We start from the raw sequence: 24,612 nt of genomic DNA on the forward strand, positions 1-24,612 counted from the left end.
CGCCTCCACAGCGCCTGCAACGACCTCCCACCAGCCGAATTCGAGACCCACTACCAAACACAAACCGACCCGGCTATCCTCACCCCAGCCAGCTAACCCGGCCTCCACGAAACTCGGCGCGGTTCAGAGGGCTCCTTTCGCCGAAGGGAGCCACCGGGCACGAGAAGGCGAAAGCACCAGCGCCGAGCATGCCGAAACCCGACATGATGCGGTGATGGTGCCTTCAGCGAGAGATTATTTGGAGTGTTTGTTTTTATGCGCGACTTTTTATAGACCGGTTGGCGTGTCCATTTTCTGGCCTACCGCTGGGCCGGGTCCCTCCAGCGGAACAGCAACCATGAATTTTTTGGTTTATGTGCCCGGTGTTTGATTCGCGCCTGTACGTGTCGCGTGCCGGTTTCTCGCTGTCCTGTCGTTCGTGGTCGGTGGCTTGTGAACACCTCTAGATCTACCAGGCTGAGAACGGACAAAGCCAGCTCAAGGTTCCCGAACGAGGACGTTCCGTCAGCGTCCGTAGGCGTCCAGGGGCGTCCGTAGGCGTCCGTAGAAGTCCGCGAATCCCGGGTCAGAAGTTAGAGAGCCGTCACCCCAAAGTAAGGGGAACGGCTCTCACGTATCCCTAGGACGTCTCAGACGTCCTCACGCCCGACCGGTTCGAGGAGATCGGGATTGAAGGGTGCGCGGCCTGTCCTGCCACTCGGATGGACGATCACCGCCACCAGGGCTTCCCGGACGTACATACGCTTGCGCGACAGAGGAAGGCCGCCGTCCTCTTCCGGCAGATACCAGCGCTTGCGGAGGTCGTCCACGTCGATCTCCGATCGGGCCCGCTCGACTTTCGCGGCACCCTCATGCTTGTTCTTCTCGGCACGCAATTCAGCCACGTCTCTTTCGAGATCGGGAAGCAGTCGATAGAACAGTTCGGCCGATATCCTCTTGGGCTTCGCCATGAACGCCGCTATATGCTCGTCGAGAGCGGCTTGCGCCTCTTCGAGTTCCGCTCGGCGAGGCCACTCGGCCGAAGGAACGCGCTTGCGCATCTGCGCCTCTTCGAGCTTCGCCAGCACCATTTCGGAGACGTACAGGTCAACGAGATCCCCGCGCCGTGACAGGCCACCGCACCCGCCCGCGCTACGAGCCGGGCAGAGGTAGACGTGGTGACCGAGTTCCGGGCGTTGCGCGACCCGTAGTTTCGTGTTGCAGATTCCGCCGTTTTCGGTCGGACGCCCGCACCGAAGAATTCCGGTGAGCAGGTAGCGATGTTCCCGATAGTCGGGAGCCAGCACTTCACCGGCCGTGCCGTCCTTGCTGACGCTGCGACCTTTGCGCGTGGCGAAGATCGCTTGCACACTGACCCACTCGTCGGGCGTGAGGATGGCTTCCCACTTGCCGACGACAGGGTCACCGTTCGCGTCTCTGACAAGTTCGTCACCGAGTTTGCGCCACCCGCACAGCCGAGGGTTCGCGAGAGTGCCCTTGAGAACCCGCGTCTGCCACTCTCCCCCGCGTGGAGTCCGCACACCTTTGCGCGCCCACTCGTTGACGATGGAGCGCAGCGAGCGCCCCGCGATGAAGTCTCGCGCTGCCTGCTGAAGTAGCGGAGCCTCAACCGGATCGAGGGATACGCGGTCGGCCTGCCAGCCGAACGGCCGAGGCCCGCCCACCGGGATACCCTCCTCAGCCCTCCGGCGATGCGCCCGCCGTACGCGGCGTTGCATCTTCCGCACCTCCATCTTGGAGATGACCGCGCCGAACAGGCCCATGCTCTCGACGTCTTCGCTGTAGAGGTTCTTGGTCTGCTTGGCGTCCGCGAACACGAACCCGTCGTTGTAGGTGAACGCCTCTACGAAGCGCTCGTAGTCACCAGGGCGACGAGTCAGCCGGTCATCGGCCACGACCACCACCCCGCGAACCGACCTGCCGTCATCGAGCTTGCCCGCGCGGAGCGCCTTCAACAGGGCCTCGAAATCGTCACGCACGACATCGGCTTTGGCAGCAGACTTGTCGTTGTCCGTGAACTCATGCACGACGGCCCAGCCGTGCCGGGCAGCCGTCTCCCGGTTGACCTTGTGCTGGTCCCGTACGCCGTGCTCGTCTCTCTTCGTGTCGGCCGAAATGCGCGCATAAGACACGACGGGGATCGCATCCGCGAGCCTGAGCATGTGATCTCCTGGGGGAAGAAGAACGTCCTTTAGGACAGTACTACCTGCAGTCGCTGTTCTCGTTCTTCAACGCCCCGCTGTTCGCGACGTTCATCATCGGCCTGTTCTGGCGGCGGATGACCGCGTGGGCGGGTTTCTGGGGACTGCTGAGCGGCACCGTCTGCGCCTTCGCGTCGTACATCCTCTACAAGGTGGGCGTGCTCGACTTCGGCACCGAACTCAACGCGAGCTTCTGGGGCGCGGGCATCGCCTTCGTGGTCGACGCGGTCGTCTCGGTCGTGGTCACGCTCGTCACCACCCCCAAGCCGCAGAGCGAGCTGCGCGGGCTCGTCTACGGCCTGAGCGACGCGTCCGTCTCGGACGACGCGCTGGCGGGAGACGCCGCCTGGTACCGCTCCCCCGTGATCCTCGGCGCCGGGGCGGTCGTCCTCGCCGCGGCGTTCTACCTGCCCTTCCTGTAGGAGGTTCCCATGGCCGCCCCGCAACGGCTCTTCGACATCCGCCGCGTGATCGGTGGTCTGTTCCTGCTGTACGGACTGATCCTCACGGTCACCGGCCTGTTCGACGGCGCCCAGGAGATCCAGAAGGCGGAGGGCATCCGCATCAACCTGTGGACGGGCATCGCCATGCTCGTGGTCGGCGGCGCCTTCCTGCTGTGGGAGCGCCTGCGCCCGTCCGACGCCCCCGCGCCGTCCGACGCCTCCTCCGTCGACGAGGAGTGAGGCCGATCCCCTCCCGGGACACGAGGGCCGCGGTCGTCCCGACCGCGGCCCTCGTCGTTTCCGATGACGCATATGCGATGACGCGGTCAGCGCGGACGGACCACCGCTCCGGCCGCGCCTTCGGGAACGGCGGGACCGGCGGCTTCGGGACCGGTGGCGTTCCGGGGTCCGGGCGCGGAGTCCTTCGTGACGACGACGGGAGGCACCAGCACGGCCGGGATCGAGGCCGTGGTGCCGTTGGACACGGTGGCCGTGCCGTACACAATTCTGCCGCCCGCGACCTCGACGGCGAGTCTCGCCGCGGCGGCGGCCTCGGCGGCGACGTCGGAGCGCACGGTCGCGGTCGAGGCTTGCGTCTGCGCCCGCCGCGGGACGCCCGTCCCGCCCTGCCCGACCAGCGGGACCCCGGCCGCGCCCGCTCGCGCCAGCGCGGCCACGACCGTCTCGCTCGCGTCGCCCGGGCAGCAGACGCCGGCCACCTTCGCGGGCCCGCCGAGCGCCGCGAGGGCCGCCGCCACCTCGCGCGCCGCGTCGCCGGGCCGGGCCAGGTCCCGTTCCCATGCGATCGTCACTCGGCCGTCCAGCACCGCGTGCAGGCTGCGCTTCACGGCCGCCGCGTACGGATCGCCCGGCGGTCCGTTGAGGAGCAGGACGGGCCCGGGGCGCTTCATCGCGCCGAGCAGGGCCAGGGCCTGCATCCGGCCGGCCCGCGCCGGGTCGGTCGAGACGTACGCGTCCACCGGCCCGTCGGCGAGCCGGTCGTACGCGACGACCTTCGCCCCGGCCAGCTTCGCCCGCGCCACCCAGGGGGCGGCGGAGCCGGGGTCCACGGCGCCGAGGATCAGCACCCGGACGCCGTCCGCCAGCATCCGCCCGATCTGCCGTCCCTGCCGGGCCCGGTCACCGGCGGCGTTCGCGTACTCGACCCGGCAGCGCGGGCAGCGAGCCGTCAAGGCGCGGGTGAACAGGGCGCGCTCGGGGCCCTCGCGCGGAAGCAACAGGCCGACGGTGAAGCCCTCGCGGATGGTCCCGATGGCGCCGAGGCCCGCTTCCCGCTCCTCCCCTCGCTGTCCGCACGCCGAGACCGACGCCAGGAGAAGCACGCAGACGCCCGCCAGCCGTCTCCCCACCGGGACACCCCCGATCCGTTGCGGAGCCACGTTTCGCAGAGCCGTCGTGTGTGGAGCCTGACCACCTCTCGCATCACATACCCGGACAATGGCCCCACAACTCCCAGACCACCCAGCAGCACCAGCGGACGATCAGCGGAGGCGGGGATTACGCCGTGGGCCGAAGGGCGCCGCTCCCCTCCGCGCCCGCATCCCCTCCCGCCCTAAGTTGTGAGAGACTCCACCATTGCGGGGCGGTAGCTCAGCCGGTCAGAGCATCGGACTCATAATCCGTGGGTCGTGGGTTCAAGTCCCACCCGCCCTACCACGTACGGCCAGCGATCAGCGGTCCGACCTGCGCATGCTCCGATGGTCTCGCCTGTCCGTACATGCCGCCTCGCTCACATGTCCGGCTCGGCCGTCCAGAGCTGCCGGAGGATGAGCGGCCTCACCTCTTACGAGGCGTTCTCAGCTGGGGCGTCTTCGTCGCCGCACAGTGCTTGCCGCTTGAAGGCCGTCAGCGCGTCATCGATGGGATGGCGCTGCGGCCGACCCGAAGAGTCGATCGTGTTCCACCTCGCGAGGTTCATCGCGACGGAGATCTGGCGCTTGCCGTCCGCGCGGATCCACGACTGCGTCTCGGCGCCCCAGACCGTCCCGTCGTTGCCCCAGAAGGTGCCGCAACCCGGGATCTGGAGCTCGTGCAGGCCGAGGCCGTAGGAGATCATCTGCCCGGACTGGCTGATGACAGGGCCGGTACGCCGCATCTGGGCCAGCGATGACGGCTTGACGATCTTGCCGTCGAACAGCTTGCCGTAGAAGCGGTTGAGATCCTCCATCGTCGACACCAGCGAGGCCCCTATCCCTGTCCAGGACATGTCGTAGACGCTGTAGTCGCGCGGCGGGTCGATCAAGCCGAAGAACGCCTCGTACATCCGTGGATGCGGTCCATCAACCCGCGGCCCGACCGGAAACACGGTGTGCCGCAACCCGGCGCGTCTGATGACATTCTGGGTGATGTACGTCTCGGCGGTGGTACCGGTCACCTTCTCCAGGAGCTCGCCGAGGATCAGGTAATTGGTGTTGGCGTACACCCCCGGCGAGCCTCCGGGCTCGCCGACGGCGGGGGCCCTGAGCCCCATCCCGATCAGCTCAGCCGGAGTGAACCGCTTGAACCGGTTGTCGTCCAGGCTCTTGGGCGACATGTCCGGCAGAGAAGGAAACCCCTGGAGGGACGGAAACGCATAGCCGAGGTATTCGGCTATGCCGCTGGTGTGGTTGAGCAGCATCCGAACAGTGATCTTCTCGCCGCGTTCGCCCGGCACCAGGTGCGGCAGGTAGCGGCCGATCGGCGCGTCGAGCCCGACTCGCCCCTTCTCGACCTGCTGCAGGACCGCGGCCGCGACGAAGGTCTTGGCGAGGCTGCCGACGCGTTGCAGCATGCCCGGCGTCACGGGACGGCCGGTCTCCAGATCGGCCACCCCGGAGGCACCACGCCAGACCTGGCCGTCAGAGCGCACCTCGGCGAACACACCGGGCATCCCCGCGCGGTGGACATCGTCCAGGGCGGACTTCAGCCTCGCGGGATCGACGCCTGTCACCGAGCCGGTCGCGTCGGCCCGCACGACTGCCGTCTCGCTGGTCGCGGGCACCGCCGTCACCGTGCCCGTGCCGACACCCAGCATGGCCACGCTTGCCAATGCCATCAGTCCGATCTTCACGCCAGTCGTCCTTTCGTGATCCCTGGGCGCGACGGGGACTGTCCCCTCGCGTACATGCCGGACATCGTGGCCTTCGGGCCGGTCAGCGGTCGTCCTGCCCAGGAAGACATCTCAGCCTGGCACCGGGGAAGCAGGCCGCGCCCGGCTACATCCTGGGGAGTAGCGGTCACTCGTTCCCCGGCGCCCGGGCTCGATGGAAGAAGCGGCCGGCGGTGCCTTCACGGCCGCGTGGCACGAGCAGTGTGTGAGCGCCGCCGTACCAAGACTCGGCATCGGTCTGATCGTCATCGTCGCCGGATGGCTCATCGCAGCCGCCTTGCGGTCCGACATCACGCGTACGCGGCAACACCGATCAACAGACCGAGCACCCGGCCATCCTCCGGCCGGGTGCCTCGACTCCGTGGTGATCACCTGAGCGTGAGCGGGAGTCCGGGCGACAATCACGTCCGGCATCGGCCCGCACACCGGACGAGATCAGTGGCAGAATGTGACCATGCGGCCACCCTCGGCGAAGTACTTCAACACCACGGGCCCGTGCGACCCGCGGCGTCACTACATGCTGCCCCCTACGCCGCGGCTCCCGCAGGCGCGCGTGCTCATCGAGATGGATCGCTACTTCGTGCTGCACGCGCCCCGGCAGACCGGCAAGACGACCACGCTGAATGCCCTGGCTTCCGAGCTGAACGCCGAGGGCGACATCGCCGCCCTGATGTTCTCCTGCGAGCGCGCCAAGTCAGCCGGAGACGACTATGCCGCCGCGGAAGAGATCCTGCTGAAGTCCCTCCGCCAGGCCGCCGAGTGGGCGGCATGGCCGGAGGAGCTGCTGCCGCCGGACACCTGGCCCCAAGCTCCGGCGGGCACCCGATTCGGTTCGGCGCTGACCGAGTGGTGCCGCCGCTGCCCGCGCCGGGTGGTGCTGTTCCTCGACGAGATCGACGCCCTGCAGGGCAACAGCATGGTCAGCATCCTCAGCCAGCTCCGCGAAGGCCACAACGCACGGCCGGGAGGCCGTCCGTTCCCCGCGTCCGTGGTGCTGTGCGGGCTGCGCGACGTGCGTGACTACAAGGTCGCCTCGGGCGGCGTACCCGGACGGTCGAACCCTGCCAGCCCGTTCAACATCGTCACCGAGTCGCTGCGCCTGGACGACTTCAGCGCCGACCAGATCGCCGAACTCTACGGCCGGCACACGCAGGCGACCGGCCAGGAGTTCGCCAAGGACGCGGTGGACCGGGTCTTCGAGCTGACACAGGGACAGCCGTGGCTGGTCAACGCCCTCGCCTATGAGATCACCGTACGGATGGGGGTGGCCGATGCCATTAACGCCGGTCAGGTGGAGGAGGCCAAGGAGCGGTTGATCCGGGCGCGCGCCACCCATCTGGACTCTCTGGTGGCCCGGCTGCACGAGCCGCGGGTCAAGCGGGTGCTGGAGCCGGTCGTGGCCGGGGTCTTCCCCCATGTCGAGCCCAGCTTTTCCGACGACCTTTCCTACGTCCGCGACCTGGGCCTGATCAGGCAGAAACCCCCACTGGAAGTGGCGAACCCGATCTATCGGGAGGTCATCCTGCGGGTGCTGGGCGACCCGTCGGAGCAGTACGTGATGGCCGATCCGCACAGCTTCGTACTGCCGGACGGCAGATTCGACCTGCCGCGCCTGCTGGAGGAGTTCGTCGTCTTCTGGCGCGAGCACGGGGAGGTCCTCGTCCGGCAGGAGGGCTACCACGAGGCCGCCTGCCAGATCATCCTCATGGCCTTCCTGCACCGCCTGGTCAACGGCGGCGGCCACCTCGACCGGGAGTACGCCGCCGGCACCAAACGACTGGACGTGCTCATCCGCTGGCCCTACACCGGCCCCGAAGGCGAGCGGCACATGCAGCGGGAGGCCATGGAACTCAAAGTCAGGCGAGCAGGCGAGAACGACCCGACGTCCGACGGCCTCGCCCAGCTCGACCGTTATCTGGACCGGCTCACTCTCTCCACCGGCGTCCTGGTGATCTTCGACCGCCGCCCCGAGGCCCCGCCCTGGAAGGAACGCGGCGGCTTCGAGCGGACGACCACCCCCTCCGGCCGCCAGGTCACCGTCCTGCGCGTGTGACGGGGATGATCAAAGTCTGCGGGGCCGCGCCCGCTACAGCCGGCCGCGCGCCCCGGGCGAACACCGGCCCCGCCCTCCAGAGGTCCCGGCCTCGAGTCCGACTCCCGCCGGGTGCGCATACCGCAGTATGATTACCTTATGGCCGATACGACGCGCATCACGGTGACGTTGCCGAACGAGCAGGTCGCCGAACTCAGGAAGATCACCGACAATGTCTCCGGTTATGTCGCCGAAGCGGTGGCACGCCAGCTGCGGCACCAACTCCTAGGTGCTGACTTGCTGCGTCACCAGGAGGAGCACGGGGAGTTCACCGAAGAGGAACTGGCCCAGGCCCGCGCCAGTATCTTCGGGACGGCGGATTCCGGCGGTTCGGCGAGCGCAGCGTGATTGCTCACGTCGAAACCGTCGTCCTCGACTCTCAAGGGCTCTCCGCCTGGATCGCGCAGGATCGCAAGATCCTCGCAATTTTCCAGGTGTTCCATTCCATGGGTGCCGATTTCGTCATCGGCGTTAACACCATTGTCGAAGTCAGCCACGCACGAGTGGACATGCCGCGGCTGCACTGGGTGCTCTCCCGGGTGAAGGTCGAGCCGGTGACGGAGAGCGCGGCGAAGAGGTCCGCTGAACTGCTCAAGGCCACGGGCCTGCACGGCCACAAGTACGCGATCGACGCGACGATCGCCGAGATGGCGTTGCGTCAGCCGGGCCCGGTGACAATGCTGACCTCCGATATCGACGACATGGCCCGGTTGTGCGGCGGTCGCGTCCGGCTCATCGGCATCTGAACACGTTGCGGCAAGCGGGCCGTATGGGTCAGCGTGCCCCGCCACTCGCCGGAGTTACGATGTGGCGCCAGAACCGTATCCTGCCTGAGTGGACGCGGTCGCGATGCTCGAATGGCTCCTGGAACACGACGTCAACGCGCTACTCAGGGTCGATGCTGAGCGCGGAGAAGGCCGGTCGTGGACCTTCCACGCCAGTGGCGGAGGCCAGAACGAGGAGAGATGGGTTGTTCGGGCCGACGCAGGCTCCGCGGAAGAATGTCTCCGTCGAGCTCGGAAGGCGCTGAAGGCTTATGGCCTCGACCTGCCCGAGTAAGACCCACTTGTCGAGGCCGGTCGCGTACGACTGAATCGCTCCCGTTTCGTGGAACGCTCTGATCCGGATGAGTTCGGATCGCTACTATCTTCGGGTGGCGCAAGCTCAGCGCAGGCGCATTCCCGATGAAACTCGGCGCGCGCTCTTCGACGCGACCGACAGGAAATGCACCATATGCCGCAGGCCTCTGGACATCGAAGGCGGCACCCGTCACATCGGCGAGATGGGCCACATCGCGCCGCACTCCCCCGACGGGCCTCGCCGGGAGGCGGCCAGGCCGGCCGAGGTCGACGGCTTCGACAATCTCATGCTGCTGTGCCCGAGCTGCCATCGAACCATCGACAAGGAGCCGGGTCTGTGGCCGGAGCCCTGTCTGCGCGCCATCAAGGCCGAGCATGAGGGGTGGGTGGTCGTCGAGCGAACCCGGCCGGAGCCGCGGCGACCACCCGGCGGAGAGCCGGCCGGCATCGGCGGCACCGTCGAGATCGAGGGCGTCGCCTACCACGTCGCGGGAGATCCCGAGGAGGAGAGGTCAGCGGACGGCACGGCGATCGCGTCCCGGGCGTTCGCGCTCACGCCGGAGGGCGGTCACGTCTGGATCCGCAGGATCGCCGCCAGGTCGCCCGGTCCCGCGGCCCTGGAATGGCGCGCCGCTCTGGCCGGCGAGGCCGGCCTGCTCGCCGAAGCGCTCCCCGGCCTGCCGCCGCGGGTCGCCGCGTCCGTGACGCCGGAGACGGCGGTGCTGGTCACCGCGGTTCCGTCGTTCACCACCCTCGCCGGTTTCTACGACGGCCGGGGCCGGGAGGCCGAGACCGTACGCGTCCTGGGCAGCGGAGTCGCCGGGCTCTGTGAAGGGCTGGCCTCCCTGCACGGCAGGGGGCTCGCCCACGGCGCCGTCAGCCCCGATTCGATCATGACCGACCGGGCGGGGTCGCTGTTCCTGCGCGACGCCGGCCATGCGTTCCTGCGCCCCGATCAGGCCGCGGAGCCCGCCGAGCCCGCCGAGGACGTCCGCCGGCTGGCCGAGCTGATCCACGTCGTCGTGACCGGGCGTCCGTCCATACCGCTCGTCTCGGCCGCGGTCCTGAACCCCGCCGTGCCGGAGCGCTTCGCCCACGCTCTCGATCGGGCGCTGTCCCCCGACCCGGCCGGACGCGGCCACATCCTGGAGCTCGGCGAAGGTCTCCGCATCTGAACGAAGGAGCAGACGGTGGAGGGAAGGATCGTCGACCTCGGTGCCGAGGCCGGTCTGGTCTGGTCGCAGAAGTTCCCCGGGACGCTGGTCAAACAGCGCGAACGCCACCCCCTCCTGCCGGGCATGGAAGGGATCAGCCGGGACCTGTGGGCGGCCGGGCCGCAGAATCCGGTCCCCGCCCGCCTGCAGCGCGGCCGGGGAGACCGTGGCGACTTCCTCAAGATCTATGTCGACGGCCGGTACGCCCTCATGCTCTTCCCCACCCGGGACCTGCGCGGCTACTGGGTCGGCGGCATCCATCCGATGCACTTCGACGACCATGACCAGATCGTCCGGGGCGCTTTGCTGCTGCGCGCCGGGCGCTGGCGGGTCTTCGACAGCCCGCACGACCTGCGTCATTCCTCCGGCTGGCCGATGATCCAGAGCGCCTGGAGCGCCGGCGTCGGCGTGCCGCCGGGGGGAGGGCCCACGCTCCCGCCCGCCCACGCCGCCTACCTCGACCGCCTCACCACGCTGGTGGACCAGGGACGGCGTATCGAGGCGTCGTCCGGGGACGCCCGCCGTCTCGTCCCGTACCGGCGGGTCACCCCGGTGGCCGCGACCCGCCGCTCCGCCCGGTCGGTGCACTCCTTCCAGCTCATCGACTCCAACCGGCTGACGGCGGGCACCCGCGTCCACATCGACGGCGAGCCCGACCTGCGCGGCCGGATCGAACGGATCGACGAGGCGGTGGCGACGGTGCGGTTCGAACGGCCGGTGGACTTCGCCCGGATCCCCGAGAGCGGCGCGTTCGCCGAGACGCCGAACCTCATCACCTACGACAAGGAACGCGAGGCCATCGAGATCCTGCGGGAGGGCCGCGCCCGCAACCCGCTGCTGCTGACGGCGCTGGTCGACCGCAGGTTCCAGACCTTCGCCCCCGCGCTCCGGAGCCGTCCCCGTGAACCCCTGGACGCCAGCCAGCTCAGCGCCTTCCGCAAAGCGCTGGCCGTTCCCGACCTGGCGCTCATCCAGGGACCCCCCGGCACCGGCAAGACGCACACCATCCGGCAGGTCGTCCTGGCCTGCGTGGAGGAGCACCGCAAGGTCCTCGTCTCCTCCTTCACCAACCGCGCGGTCGACAACGTGCTCAAGGACCTGCCGGAGAACCTGCTGGTGCTGCGGGTCGGGAGGGAGGACGGCATCACCCCCGGCTGCGAGCACCTGACACTCGAGGCGCGGGCGGTCGAACTGCAGCGGCTCATCGCCGGCCGTACCGAGCCCCTTCTCGCCCGTTACGGCGCCGCGGCGCCGGACGGCCCGGCGGACGCGCTGTTCCGGCAGCTGACCGAGGACATGCGGCGTCTCGACGACGCCGGAGCCCAGGTCCGGCGCAGCGCCGCGGCCGCCGCCGAGCGCGAGGACGTCGTGGCCGCCGACCTCAAACGGCGGGCGGCGTCCCTGGACGACGCGGGGAGCCGCCACGGGGAGCTGCTCACCGAACGCGTCCACGACCTCCAGCGGCTCGACCGGGCACTGGCCCGCGCCCGGCGAGCCGCCGAGCTTCCGCTGGTCGGCCTGTTCTTCCGGCGCCGGCTCACCCGGCTCCAGGCGAGCCGGTCCAGGGCGAGCGCCGAGGCCGAGGGCATCCGCCGGACGCTCGACGCGATCGCGCGGGACCTGGCGCGGGTCGCCGCCGAACTCGATCACGTCCGTGCCACGCATCCCGACCTGGTGGCCGCGCGCCAGGCGCACGAGCGCGATCTGGCCGAACAGCGGTCGCGGGCCGAGCGGGCCGCGCGCGTCGCCACGTCCTTACGGGAGTTGCTCGACGGCGAGCATCCCGAGATCGCCCCCGACCCCGCGAGGCTGGCCGCCTTCCTGCCCGCCGCCGGCGCCGCGCTCGGCCTGATGCGCAGACGGCTGGACCTGCTGACCTCCTGGAGGGGGAAGCTCGAACGGCGGACCGATCAGCTGTACGGCGAGCTCGTCAGATACGCCGATGTGATCGGAGCCACCTGCATCGGCACCGCGACGAGCGGGCATCTCGACGGCGTCGACTTCGACCTGGCCATCGTCGACGAGGCCGGCCAGATCAGCACGGCGGACCTGCTCGTCCCGCTGGTCCGGGCGCGCCGGGCCGTCCTCGTCGGCGATCATGTCCAGCTGCCGCCGCTGCCCGACGACCGGCTGGTCGCCTGGGTGGCGGCCGAGCACCCCGGCGACCGCGAGCTGGCCCGGCTCGTCACCGACAGCGCCTTCGAGCTGCTGTTCCCCTCCGCGCCCCAGGAGAACAAAGAGGTGCTGCGCTTCCAGCGCCGGATGCCCGAGAGCCTGGCGCGATTCATCTCCGGACACTTCTACGGCGGGCTGCTGGAGACCGACGTGCGACGGGTTCACCACGACGACCTGTTCGCCGCGCCCGTGGCGTTCGTCGACACGGCGGAGCTTCCGCAGCGGCAGCGAGGCGACCGCAAACCCCGCGAGGACGAGCCCTGGCCCAAGGACAGCCGGCTCAACGAGTGCGAGGCCCGGCTGCTGACACTCCTGGCCGCCCACTACCACGCCAGGTCCGACGACTGGGCGGTCATCCTGCCGTACGCGGCCCAGATCGGCCTGGTCACCTCCCTGCTCGCCCGGCAGGTCCGTGACGAGGACGCCGTCGCCCGCCGGGTGGCGACCGTCGACTCGTTCCAGGGCGGCCAGCACGACACGATCCTCTTCGGCTTCACTCTCAGCAACCCGCGCCGCGGTGTCGGCTTCCTCCGGGAGGTGCGCCGCTCCAACGTCGCCTTCTCCCGGGCCAAGCAGCGGCTGATCCTCGTCGGGGATCTCTCCACCCTCCTCAACGCCACCGACCCGGGTTTCCGTGACCTGGCGCGGGCGCTGCACGACCATGTGCGGGCCACGGGAGATCTGCGGAGCTACCGCGAGATCATGCGACGCCTCGGGGAGAACCCATGAGCAGTGCGCCGGCCGACACGATCCTCTACGCCCAGACCCGCGCGCTGGAGCACGCCGCCGGCCTGCCCGGGATCCGTCCGTTACGGATCCACGCGCTCGCGTTTCCCCTGCACGCCGCGGAGCTCTCCGCGACCATCGAGGAACGCGACCCGTTCGACCTGCTCGATCGGTACGTCGGTCTCGCGATCGCCGAGGGCGGGTTCACCCGCCGTGCCGACATCGCCGTGTTCCTGGGCCTGACCGAGCACACGGTCGACCGGGTGCTGCGCTTCCTGGGCGGCATCGGCCATCTGTACGGCACCGCCGACGCCCTCTTCCTCACCGAGCGCGGCCTGCGGTCGGTCCGTGACGACCGCCGCTACACGGAGAAGCAGGAACGGCTCCGCCTGTACTTCGACGGCGTACGGTGCGGGCCTCTCCGCACCGCCCACTACGCCCACGGCGTCCGGATCCTCGACCGGGACACCGGCCACGCCCAGCGGACCTTCCGCCTCCTCCCGGAGGCGTGCGGCTTCCGCCCCGGAGCCGTCCAGGAACTGGCCCGGCGGCACGACCGGGGCGAGTACGACCTGCCCGACGAACTGCTCAACCTCGAAGTCCTGGAGGTGGGCCGGGCCTTCCTGCCCTGCTACGCCGTCAGGGCCCACGACGGTCACCGGCTCAGGACGCTCGTCTACTCGGGCGTCGCCGATCTGCGGGACGATCACCTTGAGGAGATCCTCAACTCCTGGCCGACGGCCACTCACGTGATGGAGAGCGCCGACTCGGAGCACCCACGCGACCACTTCGCGGAGTGGATGCGCGAACGGGGGATCGCCCCCCAGTCGCTCTCCTGGGTCGACCACCACAGCTTCCGGCTCGTCCTCCCCCCGTCCCGCTACACCGACCGCTACTCCGACCGCGAGGACGGGACGCGCGGGAAGGGCACCTTCTCCCTGGCGATGCTCGGCGCGTACGTGGCACCGCGCAGCCACGTCCTGCAACTGTGGTGCGACGACGTTCCCACTCGGACGAGGGCCGTCCTCACCCGGGCCCTGGCCTACGCCACGGCGACCCGCCGTACGGTGCCGGAGGTGACGGCGTTCCTCGGCCGCGTCTGCCGCCAGCTCGAACCGGAGGCCGACGTCACCCTCGACGACCTGCGCAGGCACGCCCGCAGGGCCGGATACGGCACCCTCGACCTCGAAGAGTGAAACGGCCGCCGTTCCGCCTCTCCGGTGCGGTCAGTGGTAGATGCGCTCCTGGAGTTCGTAGAGCTCCGCGTAGAGCCCTCGCCTCGTCACCAGCGCCCGGTGGTCGCCGCTCTCCGCCACCCGGCCCCGGTCCAGTACGACGATCATGTCGGCCATCCGCACGGTGGAGAAGCGGTGGGAGACGAACAGGGTGATCCCGCCGGATCGCCGGCCGGCGTCGGCCGACAGGTCGGCGTAGCGTTCGAAGATCGCGTGCTCGGCGGCGGCGTCGAGCGCCGCCGCGGGCTCGTCCAGAACCAGGAGGAGCGGGTCCTCGCGCATCTGACTCCGGGCCAGTCCCAGGGTCTGCCACTGCCCCATGGAGAGCTCGGTGCCCTGGCCGTAGCCGTGGCCGAGCAGCCCGGACAGCCCGCCGGGCACCGACGCCACGATCCGGCCGGCCCGCGCCAGCTCGACGGCCCGCAGGACCGCCTGCTCGTCCTCCATCCGGGCGACGTCGCCGACCCCCACGTTCTCCCGCAGCAGCAGCTCGAACCGGGCGAAGTCCTGGAACAGGGACGCCACTCTCGCCTGCCATTCTCCGGCCGGCAGGTCGCGCAGGTCGGTCCCGTCCACCAGGATCCGCCCGGAGGTGGGCTGGTAGAGGCCGCACAGCAGCTTGACGAGGGTGCTCTTGCCCGCGCCGTTCTCGCCCACCAGCGCCACCGACCCCCCGGCGGGGATCGTCAGGTTGAGATCCTCCAGGATCACCTTGCCGGTGCCCGGATAGACGAAGCTCAGGTTCTCCAGCCGGATCCCTTCGCGCAGCACGGCCGGGACGGCTCCGGTGCCGGGATAGACGGGCTCCGGCGACGTCCGGGCCGGTGTGGCGTGGCCGCTCTTCCGCGACCCCCGCTCACCTGCCTCGTGCTCCCGCGACCCCTGGTCCCGCGACCCGTGATCGCGGAGCGAGGTCAGCCGGTCCAGCGTCCTGCCCACGCCCTGCAGGCCGGTGAGAAGGGTGGCGGCGCCGGCCACCTGCACGCTCACCTGTACCGCCAGGGTGATGACCAGGATCACGTCGCCGACGCCCGCCCTTCCCTGCTCCGCCTGCCAGAGCACCAGCGTGATCGCGCCGCCGTAGGCGAGGGCGAACACGAGTTGGCCCGCCGCGCGCAGGGCGGCGGCCCGCAGGTGCGCCCTCCGCAGCACCGCGCTGGTCCTGGACCAGTTGGCGTCCTGCTCCCGCAGGAGCGCGGCCTCGGCGTGGAAGAGGCGGATCTCCTTGATCGAGGCCGGAGCGGTCGCCAGCGCGAGCAGGTGGCGGGTGCGGCGGGTGTTCTCCGCGCTCGCCTCCTTCGCCGACTCCAGGAGGTTCTGTGCCCACCTGCCCACCAGCACCGAGGGGAGCGCGGCCAGCGGCAGGAGTGCCAGCCGCGGATCGAGCGTGACGAGGACGACGGTGGTGAGCGCTGTCTGGAGGGCGAGACCGCCCAGCTGGAGCACCGACTCCACCGCGGTGCGGGTGTTGCCGAGTTCCTCCCGGACGAGGTTCACGTTGTCGGCGAAAGCGGGGTCGTCGAGGCGCTCCAGCCCGGGAGAGCCGTTGACGTGGCGCACCAGTTCCTCGTTGAGCGTGGTCTCGGCGAGTTCGCCGACCTCGAAGTACGACAGGTGCGCGAAGTGCCCGAGCATCAGTTCCAGGACGAGCAGGACGGCGACGCCCCCGATGACCCACGTCGCCACCTCCAGCCGCCTCGCCAGGGCGGCCTCGGTGAACTCCCGGAGCCCGAGGGCGATGACGGGCGTGGCCAGGTAGCCGACGGTCATCAGCCCGACGGCCCGCAGCAGGCGGCCCCGGTCCACCGCCGCGGCGAGGCGCAGCACGAACACGGCGCTCAGCACGATCCGTCTCATCTGGTGGTTCCCGTCCCGGTGTCGTCGGCGCCGAAGCGCCGTGCCTGCAGGTGGAACAGGTCGGCGTAGCGTCCCCCCGACCTGAGCAGCCCTTCGTGGTCGCCCTGCTCGACGACCCTGCCGTGCTCGACGACCACGATCCGGTCGGCGCGGCGTACGGAGGAGAAACGGTGCGAGATGATCACCGTGGTCAGTCCGCCGGTGATGTCCAGGAACCGGTCGTAGAACTCCGCTTCGGCGCGCACGTCCAGCTGGGCCGTGGGCTCGTCCAGCACCAGCACCGAGGCGCCCTGCGCGACGGCGAGGAAGGCCCTGGCCAGGGCGATCCGCTGCCACTGCCCGCCCGAGAGGTCGCGTCCGCTCCTGTACCGCGGGGAGAGCGGGGTGTCCAGCCCCGCGGGCAGCGCCTCCACCACCTCCAGCGCGCCGGCGCGGCGGGCGGCCGCGAGAAGAGCGGCCCGGTCGGCCGACACGGCCGGCGCGCCGAGACCGATGTTGGCGCCGGCGGACAGCTCGTACCGCACGTAGTCCTGGAAGATCACGGCGAGCCGGCGTTGCCACTCCCTGGGATCGAGGCGTCTCAGGTCCTCCCCGTCGACGAGGATCCTGCCCTCTTCCGGGTCGTACAGGCGGGTCAGCAGCTTGACGATCGTGGTCTTGCCCGCGCCGTTGAGCCCGACGATCGCGGTCGAGCGGCCCGCCGGTATCTCCAGGTCGAGACCGTGGAGAACCTGCCGTCCCTCCCCGTAGCGGAAGCGGACCTGTTCGAAGCGGATGCCGCGCCTGGGGAGCCCGTCAGCCGTCAGACTGCCGCGGGGGACGTCCTTCTGGCTCCCCTCGGCCAGTTCCTCGAACTCGGTCAGGGCCTCGTAGGCGTTCAGCCCGTACTGCGTCTGGACGTCGCTCTCCGGGAAGAAGGCGCCGAAGCGGATCGCGACGAGCGCCGCCTGGAGGACGACGGACAGTTCGAGCAGGCCGAAGTCGCCGCCGGCGGCGGAACGGCCGAGCCAGACCAGGAGGACGGAGCCGCCCGCCAGGCCGACCAGCGTGTAGCCCACGAACGGCCAGAACAGGATGCGTCGCCGGCCGGTCCACAGCGCCGCCAGATACTCCTTCGCGTCCGCGCGATGGCGGCGTTCGTGCCAGTCGATCAGGCCCAGCGTCCGGAACTCCTTGGCCGCCGTGACCGTCGTCCCGATGTCGCGCAGGTAGGTGACGCGGCGGCGCGGGCCGGACAGTTCGTGCCAGAGCCCGCCGAGCCGTCCGAGAGATCCGCGCTGGCCCCGGCGGATCACCAGCGCGGTGCCCGCCGCGACGGCGCCCGCGATCGGCGAGAGCGCGATCCCGATGAGGACCACCGCACCCGCCAGCTGGGTGTACCTGGCGATCAGGGTGAGCCCGCCCGCGACCGCCTCCCCCGGCGTGGGCGGGCGGCGGCCGAGGCCGTCGCGCGCGTCCCCGAGCCTGCTCATGACGTTCTCCCGCTCCAGCACCGACATCGGGGCCCGCGCCAGGGCCGAGGTCATCAGGCGGTGGGCGCAGCGGCCGTCCACCCGGCGCGCGATCACCTCTCCCACCGCGGCCTGGTACGGCACGAGCAGCTGCTGGAGGATGTAGGCGCCGACCGTGAGCGCCAGCGCGGTGCCGACGGCCCCGAGGTCGCCGGTCCCCTCCCCCACGGAGGCGGAGATCTCGCTGAGCAGCACGCTCGTCCCCACGATGAAGGAGATGGGGAGCAGGCCCGCGAGCAGGTTGAGCACCACCGCGATGCTCAGCGGGGCCGCCCCGGCGTAGGGAAGCAGCCGCGCGAACGCGTGCCGGCGCTTCGCGGCGGCGGACGCGGTGGACATGGCGGCGGACGTGGCGGCGGACGTGGCGGCGCGTGTTTCCGTGGTCATGCGTTCCTTCCGCTCCCTGAGCCGATCTCGACTATGATCGGGAGCAAAGCTGTGACGAAGCCAAGTAGGCCGGGACCGCGCGAGTCACGAGAGAGCCGCCGTCGCTGGAAAGGCGGTCTCGCCCCCCGGTCGAAGACCCTTCTGAGCTGCGGGGAGGAACGGCGGCGCCGTCGTGGCGGCCGCCCAATGCCCCGCCGGTGGGCCCTCGTGACCGGGCCGCAACGAGGTCTCGCCGGCGGCGGGGCGAAGGTGTGGTGGCACCGCGAGCGACAGGTCCCTGCTCGCCCACACCGGACAGGGACACCTACGGTTCTCGTCTGTGGAGTTGTCATGCGAATTCTGTCCTCCCAGGTCTCCAAGCATGTCGGGGAAGAGGTGACCGTCGCCGGCTGGCTGCACCGCGTCCGCGCGCTGAAGTCGGTGACCTTCGCCATCGTGCGTGACCGGGATGGTCTGGTGCAGGTCGTCGCCGCCGAGCCGGACCTGGTGAAACGCCTCGCGGTGCTCACCGAGGAGACCGTGATCGAGGTGACCGGGACCGTCACCGCCAACCAGCAGGCGCCGGGCGGAGTGGAGATCACCTCGCCGGCGGTCCGCGAGCTGTCCGAGCCCGCCGTCGCGTCGCCGTTCGACCTCTACCGGCCGGTGGTCTCGGCCGCGCTGCCCACCGTGCTCGACAACGCGGCGGTGGCCCTTCGCCACCCCAGGCTGCGCGCGCCGTTCGAGATCTCCGCGGCCTCGGTGGCGGGATACCGCCGCGCGCTCGACCGGCTCGGCTTCACCGAGGTGCACACTCCCAAGGTGGTCTCGTCGGCCACCGAGTCCGGGGCGAACGTCTTCGCGCTCGACTGGTTCGGCCGCAAGGCCTACCTGGCGCAGTCGCCGCAGTTCTACAAGCAGACCATGGTCGGGGTCTTCGAGCGCGTCTACGAGGTCGGCCCCGTCTTCCGGGCCGAACCGCACGACACGGCGCGGCACCTGGCCCAGTACACCAGCCTCGACGCCGAGCTGGGCTTCGTGACCGACCACCGCGACGTCATGGCCGTGGTCCGCGAGGCGGTGGCCGAGATGGTCGCCACCATCGCCGAGCGCGCCCCGGGCGCGGTGGAGCTGCTCGGAGTGAAGCTGCCGGACGTGCCGGAGGAGATCCCGTCGATCCACTTCGCCGACGCGCAGGAACTGCTGGCGCGGGAGACCGACGAGGACCCGCGCGGTGAGCCCGACCTGGCCCCCGCGCACGAGCGGTGGCTGTGCGAGTGGGCCATGCGCGAGTACGGCTCGCAGTTCCTCTTCGTCACGGGCTATCCGATGCGCAAGCGGCCGTTCTACACGCACCCCGACCCGCAGCGGCCGGAGTTCTCCAACAGCTTCGACCTGCTCTTCCGCGGCCTGGAACTGGTCACGGGTGGGCAGCGGCTGCACCGCCACTCCGACTACCTGGCCGCTCTGGAGGCTCGCGGGGAGAGCCCGGAGCCCTACGCCGGCTACCTGGCCGCGTTCGCCCACGGCATGCCGCCGCACGGCGGGTTCGCGCTCGGGCTGGAGCGGTTCGTGGCCCGGCTGACCGAGGCGGACAACATCCGCTGGACCACGCTCTTCCCGCGTGACCTGCACCGCCTGGCGCCCTGACCGGCGGCTCGAATTCCGGTTCACGCGCACAGGTGCCGCTGCAGGCTGTACAGGGCGGGACCGAGCAGGACCAGCGAGAGCGCGACCAGCCAGCCGAGATGCCCGGCGGCGGCCGGGAGATCGCCGGTGATCACCAGGGCTCTCGACAGCTCCACCCCGTGGTGGAGCGGAGAGACCTCGGCCACGGCGCGCAACACCGGAGGGAGCCTCTTCGTGGGGAAGAAGACCCCGCTCAGCAGAGTGAGCGGGGTCAGCACCAGGGTGTAGAAGTAGGAATAGGAGTTGATCGCGCGGACGGTGCCCGTGAAGATCAGTCCGGCGCAGGCGAAGACCAGGCCGAGCGGGAGCAGGGCGGGAACGGCGAGCGGGGCGGTGCTCGCGGGCGCGTAGCCCAGGGCCGCGACGATCGCCAGGTAGACGCCGGTGTAGACAAGGCATCGGGTCAGCGCCCACATCAGCTCGCCCAGCGCGATGTCGGGCGGCTCCACGGGGCTGGTCACCGCCGCGTCGTAACTGCGGGCGTGCCGGAGCCGTACGAAGACGTTGTAGGTGACCTCGAAGACGGCGCCGTTCATCGCGGTGACGGCGAGCAGTCCCGGAGCGACGAAACTCGCGTACGACGAGCCGATGGCGGCTCCGTCCACGTAGAACCCCAGGCCGATCCCCATGGCCGCCAGCGAGAAGACCGGTTCGAAGAAGTTGGGGACGATGGTGGTCCGGTAGGACTTCCTGAACAGGGTGAAGTCACGCCACCAGATCCGCCGGGCGAGGGCGGGAGAGGGCGCGGGGAGCGCACGGCGCGTGCGATGCCGCGCGCCGTGCCGGTCGCCCGCACCCCGGCGGCCTGTCCCCGGGCCCGGCGGCGCGGCGGGAGTCACCGGTGCCGGATCCGCCGGTGTGGTCTCCTCCCGCCGGTCGAGGGCGTGCAGCGCGTCCTGCAGCGACGCCGGCCGGACGAGGTGGTCGCCGGCACCGGCCGCCGCGAGGTCCCTGGTCAGGTCGGCGGCCGAATCCCCGAAAACCAGCAGGCGGTTGCCCACCCGCAGCCGCTCGCGCTCCCCGGCCCACGCGGGCACCGTGTTCTCGACAACCGTGTTCCCGGCAACCGTGCTCCCGGCGGCCTTGTTCGCGGCGGCCTTGTTCGCGGCCACCGTGGCCTCCGAAGCCGGCAGATCGAGTTCGACCACGTACTTCGGAAGCGTCGCGGCGATCAGCCGCCGCGGGTGGGACGAGTGCCGCACGCGTCCGGCGCGCAGCACGGTCACCCTGTCGCAGAGGCGTTCGACCTCCTCCAGGTAGTGCGTGGTGATGACCAGCGTCTTGCCGGTGGCGCAGAGTCTGTCGAGCAGGTCCCACAGCATCACCCGGCTCTCCGGGTCCAGTCCCGTGCTCGGTTCGTCCAGCAGGATCAGGTCCGGGTCGTTCACCAGGGCACGGGCGATCAGGAGCCGCCGCTGCATGCCGCCGGAGAGTGTCTGCGGCATGGCGCGAGCGTGCGCGGTGAGGCCCACCATCTCCAGCAGTTCGTCGGCGCGCGCGGCGGCCCGCCGCCTGGAGAGCCCGTGATAGCGGCCGAAGGTGGTGAGGTTCTCCCGCACCAGGATCTCGTTGTCGTGCGTCATCCCCTGGGGCACCACGCCGATCCGCGCCTTGGCGGCCCTGGGGTGGCGTGTCACGTCGTGCCCGAGCACCCGGAGTGATCCGTGGTCGGGTGCGAGCGTGGCGCTGAGCATGCGCATCAGCGTGGTCTTGCCGGCGCCGTTCGGCCCGACCAGCCCGTGGCGCTCGCCCGCCGGGATCGCGAGCGAGACGCCGTCCACGGCGAGATGGGAGCCGTGCCGGCGGGACAGATCATGGCCCTCCACAGCCAGAGTCAGTGGCGCCCGGGCGATAGGTCCGGCAAACGCGGGATCGGCCAGTTCAGGCTCGACCGAATTATGGCTATTCAAAGGGAGAAGTACCTTTTGGTAAGAGAGTTGTCCGTAGGTCCGCCTGTGCACGCGGTACTCGCGGCCGCTCCACCGAAGGAAGTAAACGTGACATTCTTGGCGGTTTCATCAGGGAAAACCCTGAATGTTTCGCATCAACTGTTACATTGCGATCATCGCGGTAGTTGAATCTCCTCACCGCCGCGGCGACCGCTGCCGGTGAGGAAACTTCCGTCGAGAGGATCAATGGACGTCCCCGGCAGGGCCGACGAGGCCCGCGCGATCGAGACGTGGCTCGACGCCGGCGTCTCCGGTCCCTCCATGGGAGTGCTGGGTGGAGACGCGGGTGTCGGCAAGTCCACCATCTGGTCCGCCGCGCTGGCCGCCGCGAAGGAGCGGTCGTTCCGGGTCCTCTCCTGCCGATCCGACCTGAGCGAGACCGGCCTGTCCTATGTGGGTCTCGGCGACCTCTTCGCCGGCCTGGAGGGCTCGGAGGCCGTACGCGGTCTGCGCGAGCCGCTGCGCGGCGTGCTGGCCGCCACGCTGTGGTGGGAGCAGGCCCCCGGGACGCCGCCCCACCAGCGCGCGGTGGCGCTGGCCGTGCTGGACCTGCTCAGGAACCTGTCCGCCGAAGGACCCGTGCTCATCGCCCTCGACGACCTCCAATGGCTGGACTCCGCGACCGAGGTCGTGCTCACCTTCGTGCTCCGGCGCCTGACCGTCGAGCCCGTGAAGCTGCTCGTCACGCTCGGCGCGGAGACGGAGGGCGACGCCTGGCCCACGCTCGTCCGGGTGCTGCCTCCCGAGCGGGTCACCTGCTGGGAGGTCGGGCCGCTGGCCCCCCTCGCCCTGGCCGCCGTGGTGGAGAGCCGCTACGGCACGGCCTTCCCCCGGCCTCTGCTGCGCTGGCTGCACAGGGCGTGTGGCGGCAACCCCCTGTTCGGCCTGGAGACGGCCCGGGCGTGGAGCGAGCGGTCCTATCCGACCGGCGACCTCCCGCTGCCGGAGAGTCTGCGGCGCCTGCTCCGTGCGCGCGTCCGCGCACTGCCTCCGGCCGTGGCGGAGGCGGTGCTGGTGGTCGCCTGCGCCGAGACGCCCACGATCGCTCTCGTCCGCACTGCGATCGGCACGTTGACAGGGCTGGCGGAGGCGATCGCCCGGCGGCTCGTCGTACTGGAACACGAGTCCCTTCGCTTCCGCGACCCGCTGCTCCGGAACGTGGTGTTCGAGGTCGCCGGACCGCTGCGGCGCCGGGAGATGCATCAGCGGCTCGCCCGGGTGGTGAGCGACGTAGAGGAACGCGCGAGACACCTGGCCGCCACCGCCGGCCATACCGACCCTGTCGTGGCCGACACGCTCGCCGCCGCCGCCACGCTGACCGCCGCCCGTGGCGACCCGCTGACCGCGGGCGACATGACGGCGCAGGCCGCCCGGCTCACCTCCCCCGGGGAGCGGGAACTCCGCCTGCGCCGCTGGCGCGACGCCGCCGGCCACCTGATCTCCGGAGGAGACGGATCCCGGGCCCTGGACATCCTGGAGGACGCGCTGCGCCGCTGCCCGCCCGGGCCGGTCCGTTCGGAGATGCTCCTCCGCCTGGGGCAGGCCGCCTTCAACTCCGGCGACGTCGCGGGTTCGATCACGCGTCTGGAGCGCGGCCGTGCCGAGGCCGCCGGCCGGCCCGACCTGCTGATCCCGATCACGACCGGCCTGACGTACTACTGCGTGCACAGAGGCGACCTCGCCGCCGCTCAGGGGCATGCCAGGGAACTGCTGCGCCTCACCGAGGCGTCCGGGAACGACGACGCGCGCGGCGAGGCCGTCTCCGTGCTGTCCACGATCGAGTTCATCCGCGGTGCCCCGCCCCCGGCGGCCATGCCCGTGCCGCACCGTCACAACCCCGTGGAGCACTCGCTCGCGGTCCCGCACCTGTACGGCTTCCTGTGCCGTTGCCTGGGCGACCTGCCCGCGGCGCGGGCCGTGTTCGGTGCTCTGCGCACCGCGGTCGTCGAGGCCGGCACCGTGGCCTGCGCCGACTGGGGGATGGCCTGGGCCACCGAGGTGGAATGCCTCGCCGGTGATCTGCGCGCGGCGGCGCGCTACGCGGACCTGGCCGCGCGCGCGGTGGAGGCGACCGGCGTCCCCACGTCCGCCGCCCTGTTCACCGAGGCGCTCCTGCTCGGCATGCACGGCGAGCTGGGCAGGGCCCGGCTGCTGGCCGGCGAGGGACTGCGGATCGCCCAGACCTCGGGCAACAGGCTGGCCGCGCTCTCGGTGCGCGCCCTGCTGGGCTTCATCGACCTGTCCGACGGCGACCCGATGGCGGCCGTCCAGCACCTGGACGCCGCCGAGCAGACGTCCCGCTCCCTCGGCGTCGTCCTCGACGTGGTCTGCCCGACGGCGGGCGCCGACCACGTCGAGGCGCTGGTGCAGGTCGGACAGTACGACCAGGCGGCCGAGCGCGTCGAGCGGATCCAGCGGCACGTGCGCGTCGCCGACCGGCCACTGGGGCGGGGCCTCGCCGGCCGGGCACACGGCGTGCTGCTGACCGCCACCGGATCCCCGAAACGGGGAGCCGCCGAACTGGAGGCCGCCGTGGCCGAGTTCTCCGCCGCCGGTGCGCCCTTCGAACTCGGCCGCGCCCTGCTCGCGCTCAGCAGGTCACAGAGCCGCCTGCGCCGGCGGGAGGCCGCGCGGCGCACCATGGAACGGGCGTCGAGGATCTTCACCAAGATCGGTGCCGAGTGGTGGGCGGGGAGAGATGAGCCGCGGTCGAGGCTCACCCCGCCCGACCGCCTGACCGTGTCGGAGGCGCAGGTCGCCGCACTGGCCGCCGAGGGCCGGACGAACCAGGAGATCGCCAGGGAGCTGGCGATCGGGGTGAAGACGGTGGAGAGCCACCTGTCCAGCGTCTATCGCAAGCTCGGGGTGCGCAGCCGCACCGAACTCGCGCTGCGCATGAACTCCGGCAGGCGGACCCCCGGGCACGGCTGACGACGATCCGCGTCCGATCACGGCGTTTCAGGGTT

The 24,612-nt window shown here is 70.6% G+C and carries 16 protein-coding genes and 1 tRNA gene; 11 read left to right on the plus strand and 6 right to left on the minus strand.

The annotated features are described in order from the left end of the window. Positions 1 to 629: 629 nt before the first annotated feature. On the minus strand, positions 630 to 2,162 hold the full coding sequence (locus HHX33_RS32830) for a recombinase family protein (RefSeq protein ID WP_182877971.1): 1,533 nt from the start codon (positions 2,160 to 2,162) through the stop codon (positions 630 to 632). A 116-nt stretch (positions 2,163 to 2,278) separates the two neighbouring features. Between HHX33_RS32830 and HHX33_RS32835 the strand changes: the two genes are divergently transcribed. After that, entirely contained in the window at positions 2,279 to 2,623 is a 345-nt protein-coding gene (locus HHX33_RS32835) for a hypothetical protein (protein ID WP_182877972.1), read from the plus strand. 9 nt (positions 2,624 to 2,632) lie between these two features. Further along, the gene (locus HHX33_RS32840) at positions 2,633 to 2,884 is read left to right on the plus strand and encodes a hypothetical protein (RefSeq protein WP_182877973.1); all 252 of its coding nucleotides are present in this window, start codon (positions 2,633 to 2,635) and stop codon (positions 2,882 to 2,884) included. An 86-nt stretch (positions 2,885 to 2,970) separates the two neighbouring features. Here HHX33_RS32840 and HHX33_RS32845 read toward each other — a convergent pair whose 3' ends face one another. After that, on the minus strand, positions 2,971 to 4,014 hold the full coding sequence (locus tag HHX33_RS32845; RefSeq protein ID WP_182877974.1) for a substrate-binding domain-containing protein: 1,044 nt from the start codon (positions 4,012 to 4,014) through the stop codon (positions 2,971 to 2,973). A 230-nt stretch (positions 4,015 to 4,244) separates the two neighbouring features. On the opposite strand from HHX33_RS32845, the gene HHX33_RS32850 reads away from it, so the two are divergent. After that, positions 4,245 to 4,321: transfer RNA gene (locus tag HHX33_RS32850), tRNA-Ile, on the plus strand. A 127-nt stretch (positions 4,322 to 4,448) separates the two neighbouring features. Here the strand turns inward: HHX33_RS32850 and HHX33_RS32855 are convergent. After that, a complete protein-coding gene (locus HHX33_RS32855) occupies positions 4,449 to 5,714 on the minus strand; it encodes a serine hydrolase domain-containing protein (protein WP_310741623.1) in 1,266 nt (421 codons plus the stop codon). Positions 5,715 to 6,207: 493 nt separating this feature from the next. Here HHX33_RS32855 and HHX33_RS32860 point away from each other — a divergent pair, with 493 nt between their 5' ends. The 6 genes from HHX33_RS32860 to HHX33_RS32885 all read left to right on the plus strand — a co-directional run bounded on the left by HHX33_RS32860 (position 6,208) and on the right by HHX33_RS32885 (position 14,235). After that, the gene (locus HHX33_RS32860; protein WP_220502456.1) at positions 6,208 to 7,806 is read left to right on the plus strand and encodes an AAA family ATPase; all 1,599 of its coding nucleotides are present in this window, start codon (positions 6,208 to 6,210) and stop codon (positions 7,804 to 7,806) included. A gap of 138 nt (positions 7,807 to 7,944) precedes the next feature. Then, positions 7,945 to 8,193 (plus strand): hypothetical protein, encoded by a 249-nt coding sequence (locus HHX33_RS32865; RefSeq protein WP_182877975.1) that lies wholly within the window; start codon positions 7,945 to 7,947, stop codon positions 8,191 to 8,193. Next, on the plus strand, positions 8,190 to 8,591 hold the full coding sequence (locus HHX33_RS32870; protein WP_182877976.1) for a DNA-binding protein: 402 nt from the start codon (positions 8,190 to 8,192) through the stop codon (positions 8,589 to 8,591). The genes HHX33_RS32865 and HHX33_RS32870 overlap by 4 nt, the downstream gene beginning before the upstream one ends. 536 nt (positions 8,592 to 9,127) lie before the next feature. Beyond that, a complete protein-coding gene (locus HHX33_RS32875) occupies positions 9,128 to 10,099 on the plus strand; it encodes a hypothetical protein (RefSeq protein WP_396786236.1) in 972 nt (323 codons plus the stop codon). Between the two features lie 15 nt (positions 10,100 to 10,114). Further along, a complete protein-coding gene (locus tag HHX33_RS32880) occupies positions 10,115 to 13,042 on the plus strand; it encodes a DEAD/DEAH box helicase (RefSeq protein ID WP_182877978.1) in 2,928 nt (975 codons plus the stop codon). After that, positions 13,039 to 14,235, plus strand: coding sequence for a hypothetical protein (locus HHX33_RS32885; RefSeq protein ID WP_182877979.1), 1,197 nt, complete (start codon positions 13,039 to 13,041; stop codon positions 14,233 to 14,235). Before HHX33_RS32880 ends, HHX33_RS32885 begins: the two co-directional genes overlap by 4 nt. Before the next feature lie 30 nt (positions 14,236 to 14,265). Here HHX33_RS32885 and HHX33_RS32890 read toward each other — a convergent pair whose 3' ends face one another. Together HHX33_RS32890 and HHX33_RS32895 are read right to left on the minus strand one after the other, a co-directional pair. Next, positions 14,266 to 16,131, minus strand: coding sequence for an ATP-binding cassette domain-containing protein (locus HHX33_RS32890; protein ID WP_182877980.1), 1,866 nt, complete (start codon positions 16,129 to 16,131; stop codon positions 14,266 to 14,268). Next, positions 16,128 to 18,029, minus strand: coding sequence for an ABC transporter ATP-binding protein (locus HHX33_RS32895; RefSeq protein WP_220502457.1), 1,902 nt, complete (start codon positions 18,027 to 18,029; stop codon positions 16,128 to 16,130). Before HHX33_RS32895 ends, HHX33_RS32890 begins: the two co-directional genes overlap by 4 nt. Positions 18,030 to 18,359: 330 nt before the next feature. Here HHX33_RS32895 and aspS point away from each other — a divergent pair, with 330 nt between their 5' ends. Next, the gene (aspS, locus tag HHX33_RS32900) at positions 18,360 to 19,658 is read left to right on the plus strand and encodes an aspartate--tRNA(Asn) ligase (RefSeq protein ID WP_117410169.1); all 1,299 of its coding nucleotides are present in this window, start codon (positions 18,360 to 18,362) and stop codon (positions 19,656 to 19,658) included. Between the two features lie 20 nt (positions 19,659 to 19,678). Here aspS and HHX33_RS32905 read toward each other — a convergent pair whose 3' ends face one another. Then, positions 19,679 to 21,523, minus strand: coding sequence for an ATP-binding cassette domain-containing protein (locus HHX33_RS32905; protein ID WP_182877981.1), 1,845 nt, complete (start codon positions 21,521 to 21,523; stop codon positions 19,679 to 19,681). A gap of 309 nt (positions 21,524 to 21,832) precedes the next feature. Here HHX33_RS32905 and HHX33_RS32910 point away from each other — a divergent pair, with 309 nt between their 5' ends. Further along, a complete protein-coding gene (locus HHX33_RS32910) occupies positions 21,833 to 24,577 on the plus strand; it encodes a helix-turn-helix transcriptional regulator (protein WP_182877982.1) in 2,745 nt (914 codons plus the stop codon). The last annotated feature ends 35 nt before the right edge of the window (positions 24,578 to 24,612 follow it).

The organism is Microbispora sp. H10670, assembly GCF_014161385.1.
In the GTDB taxonomy this organism is placed as follows: domain Bacteria; phylum Actinomycetota; class Actinomycetes; order Streptosporangiales; family Streptosporangiaceae; genus Microbispora; species Microbispora triticiradicis.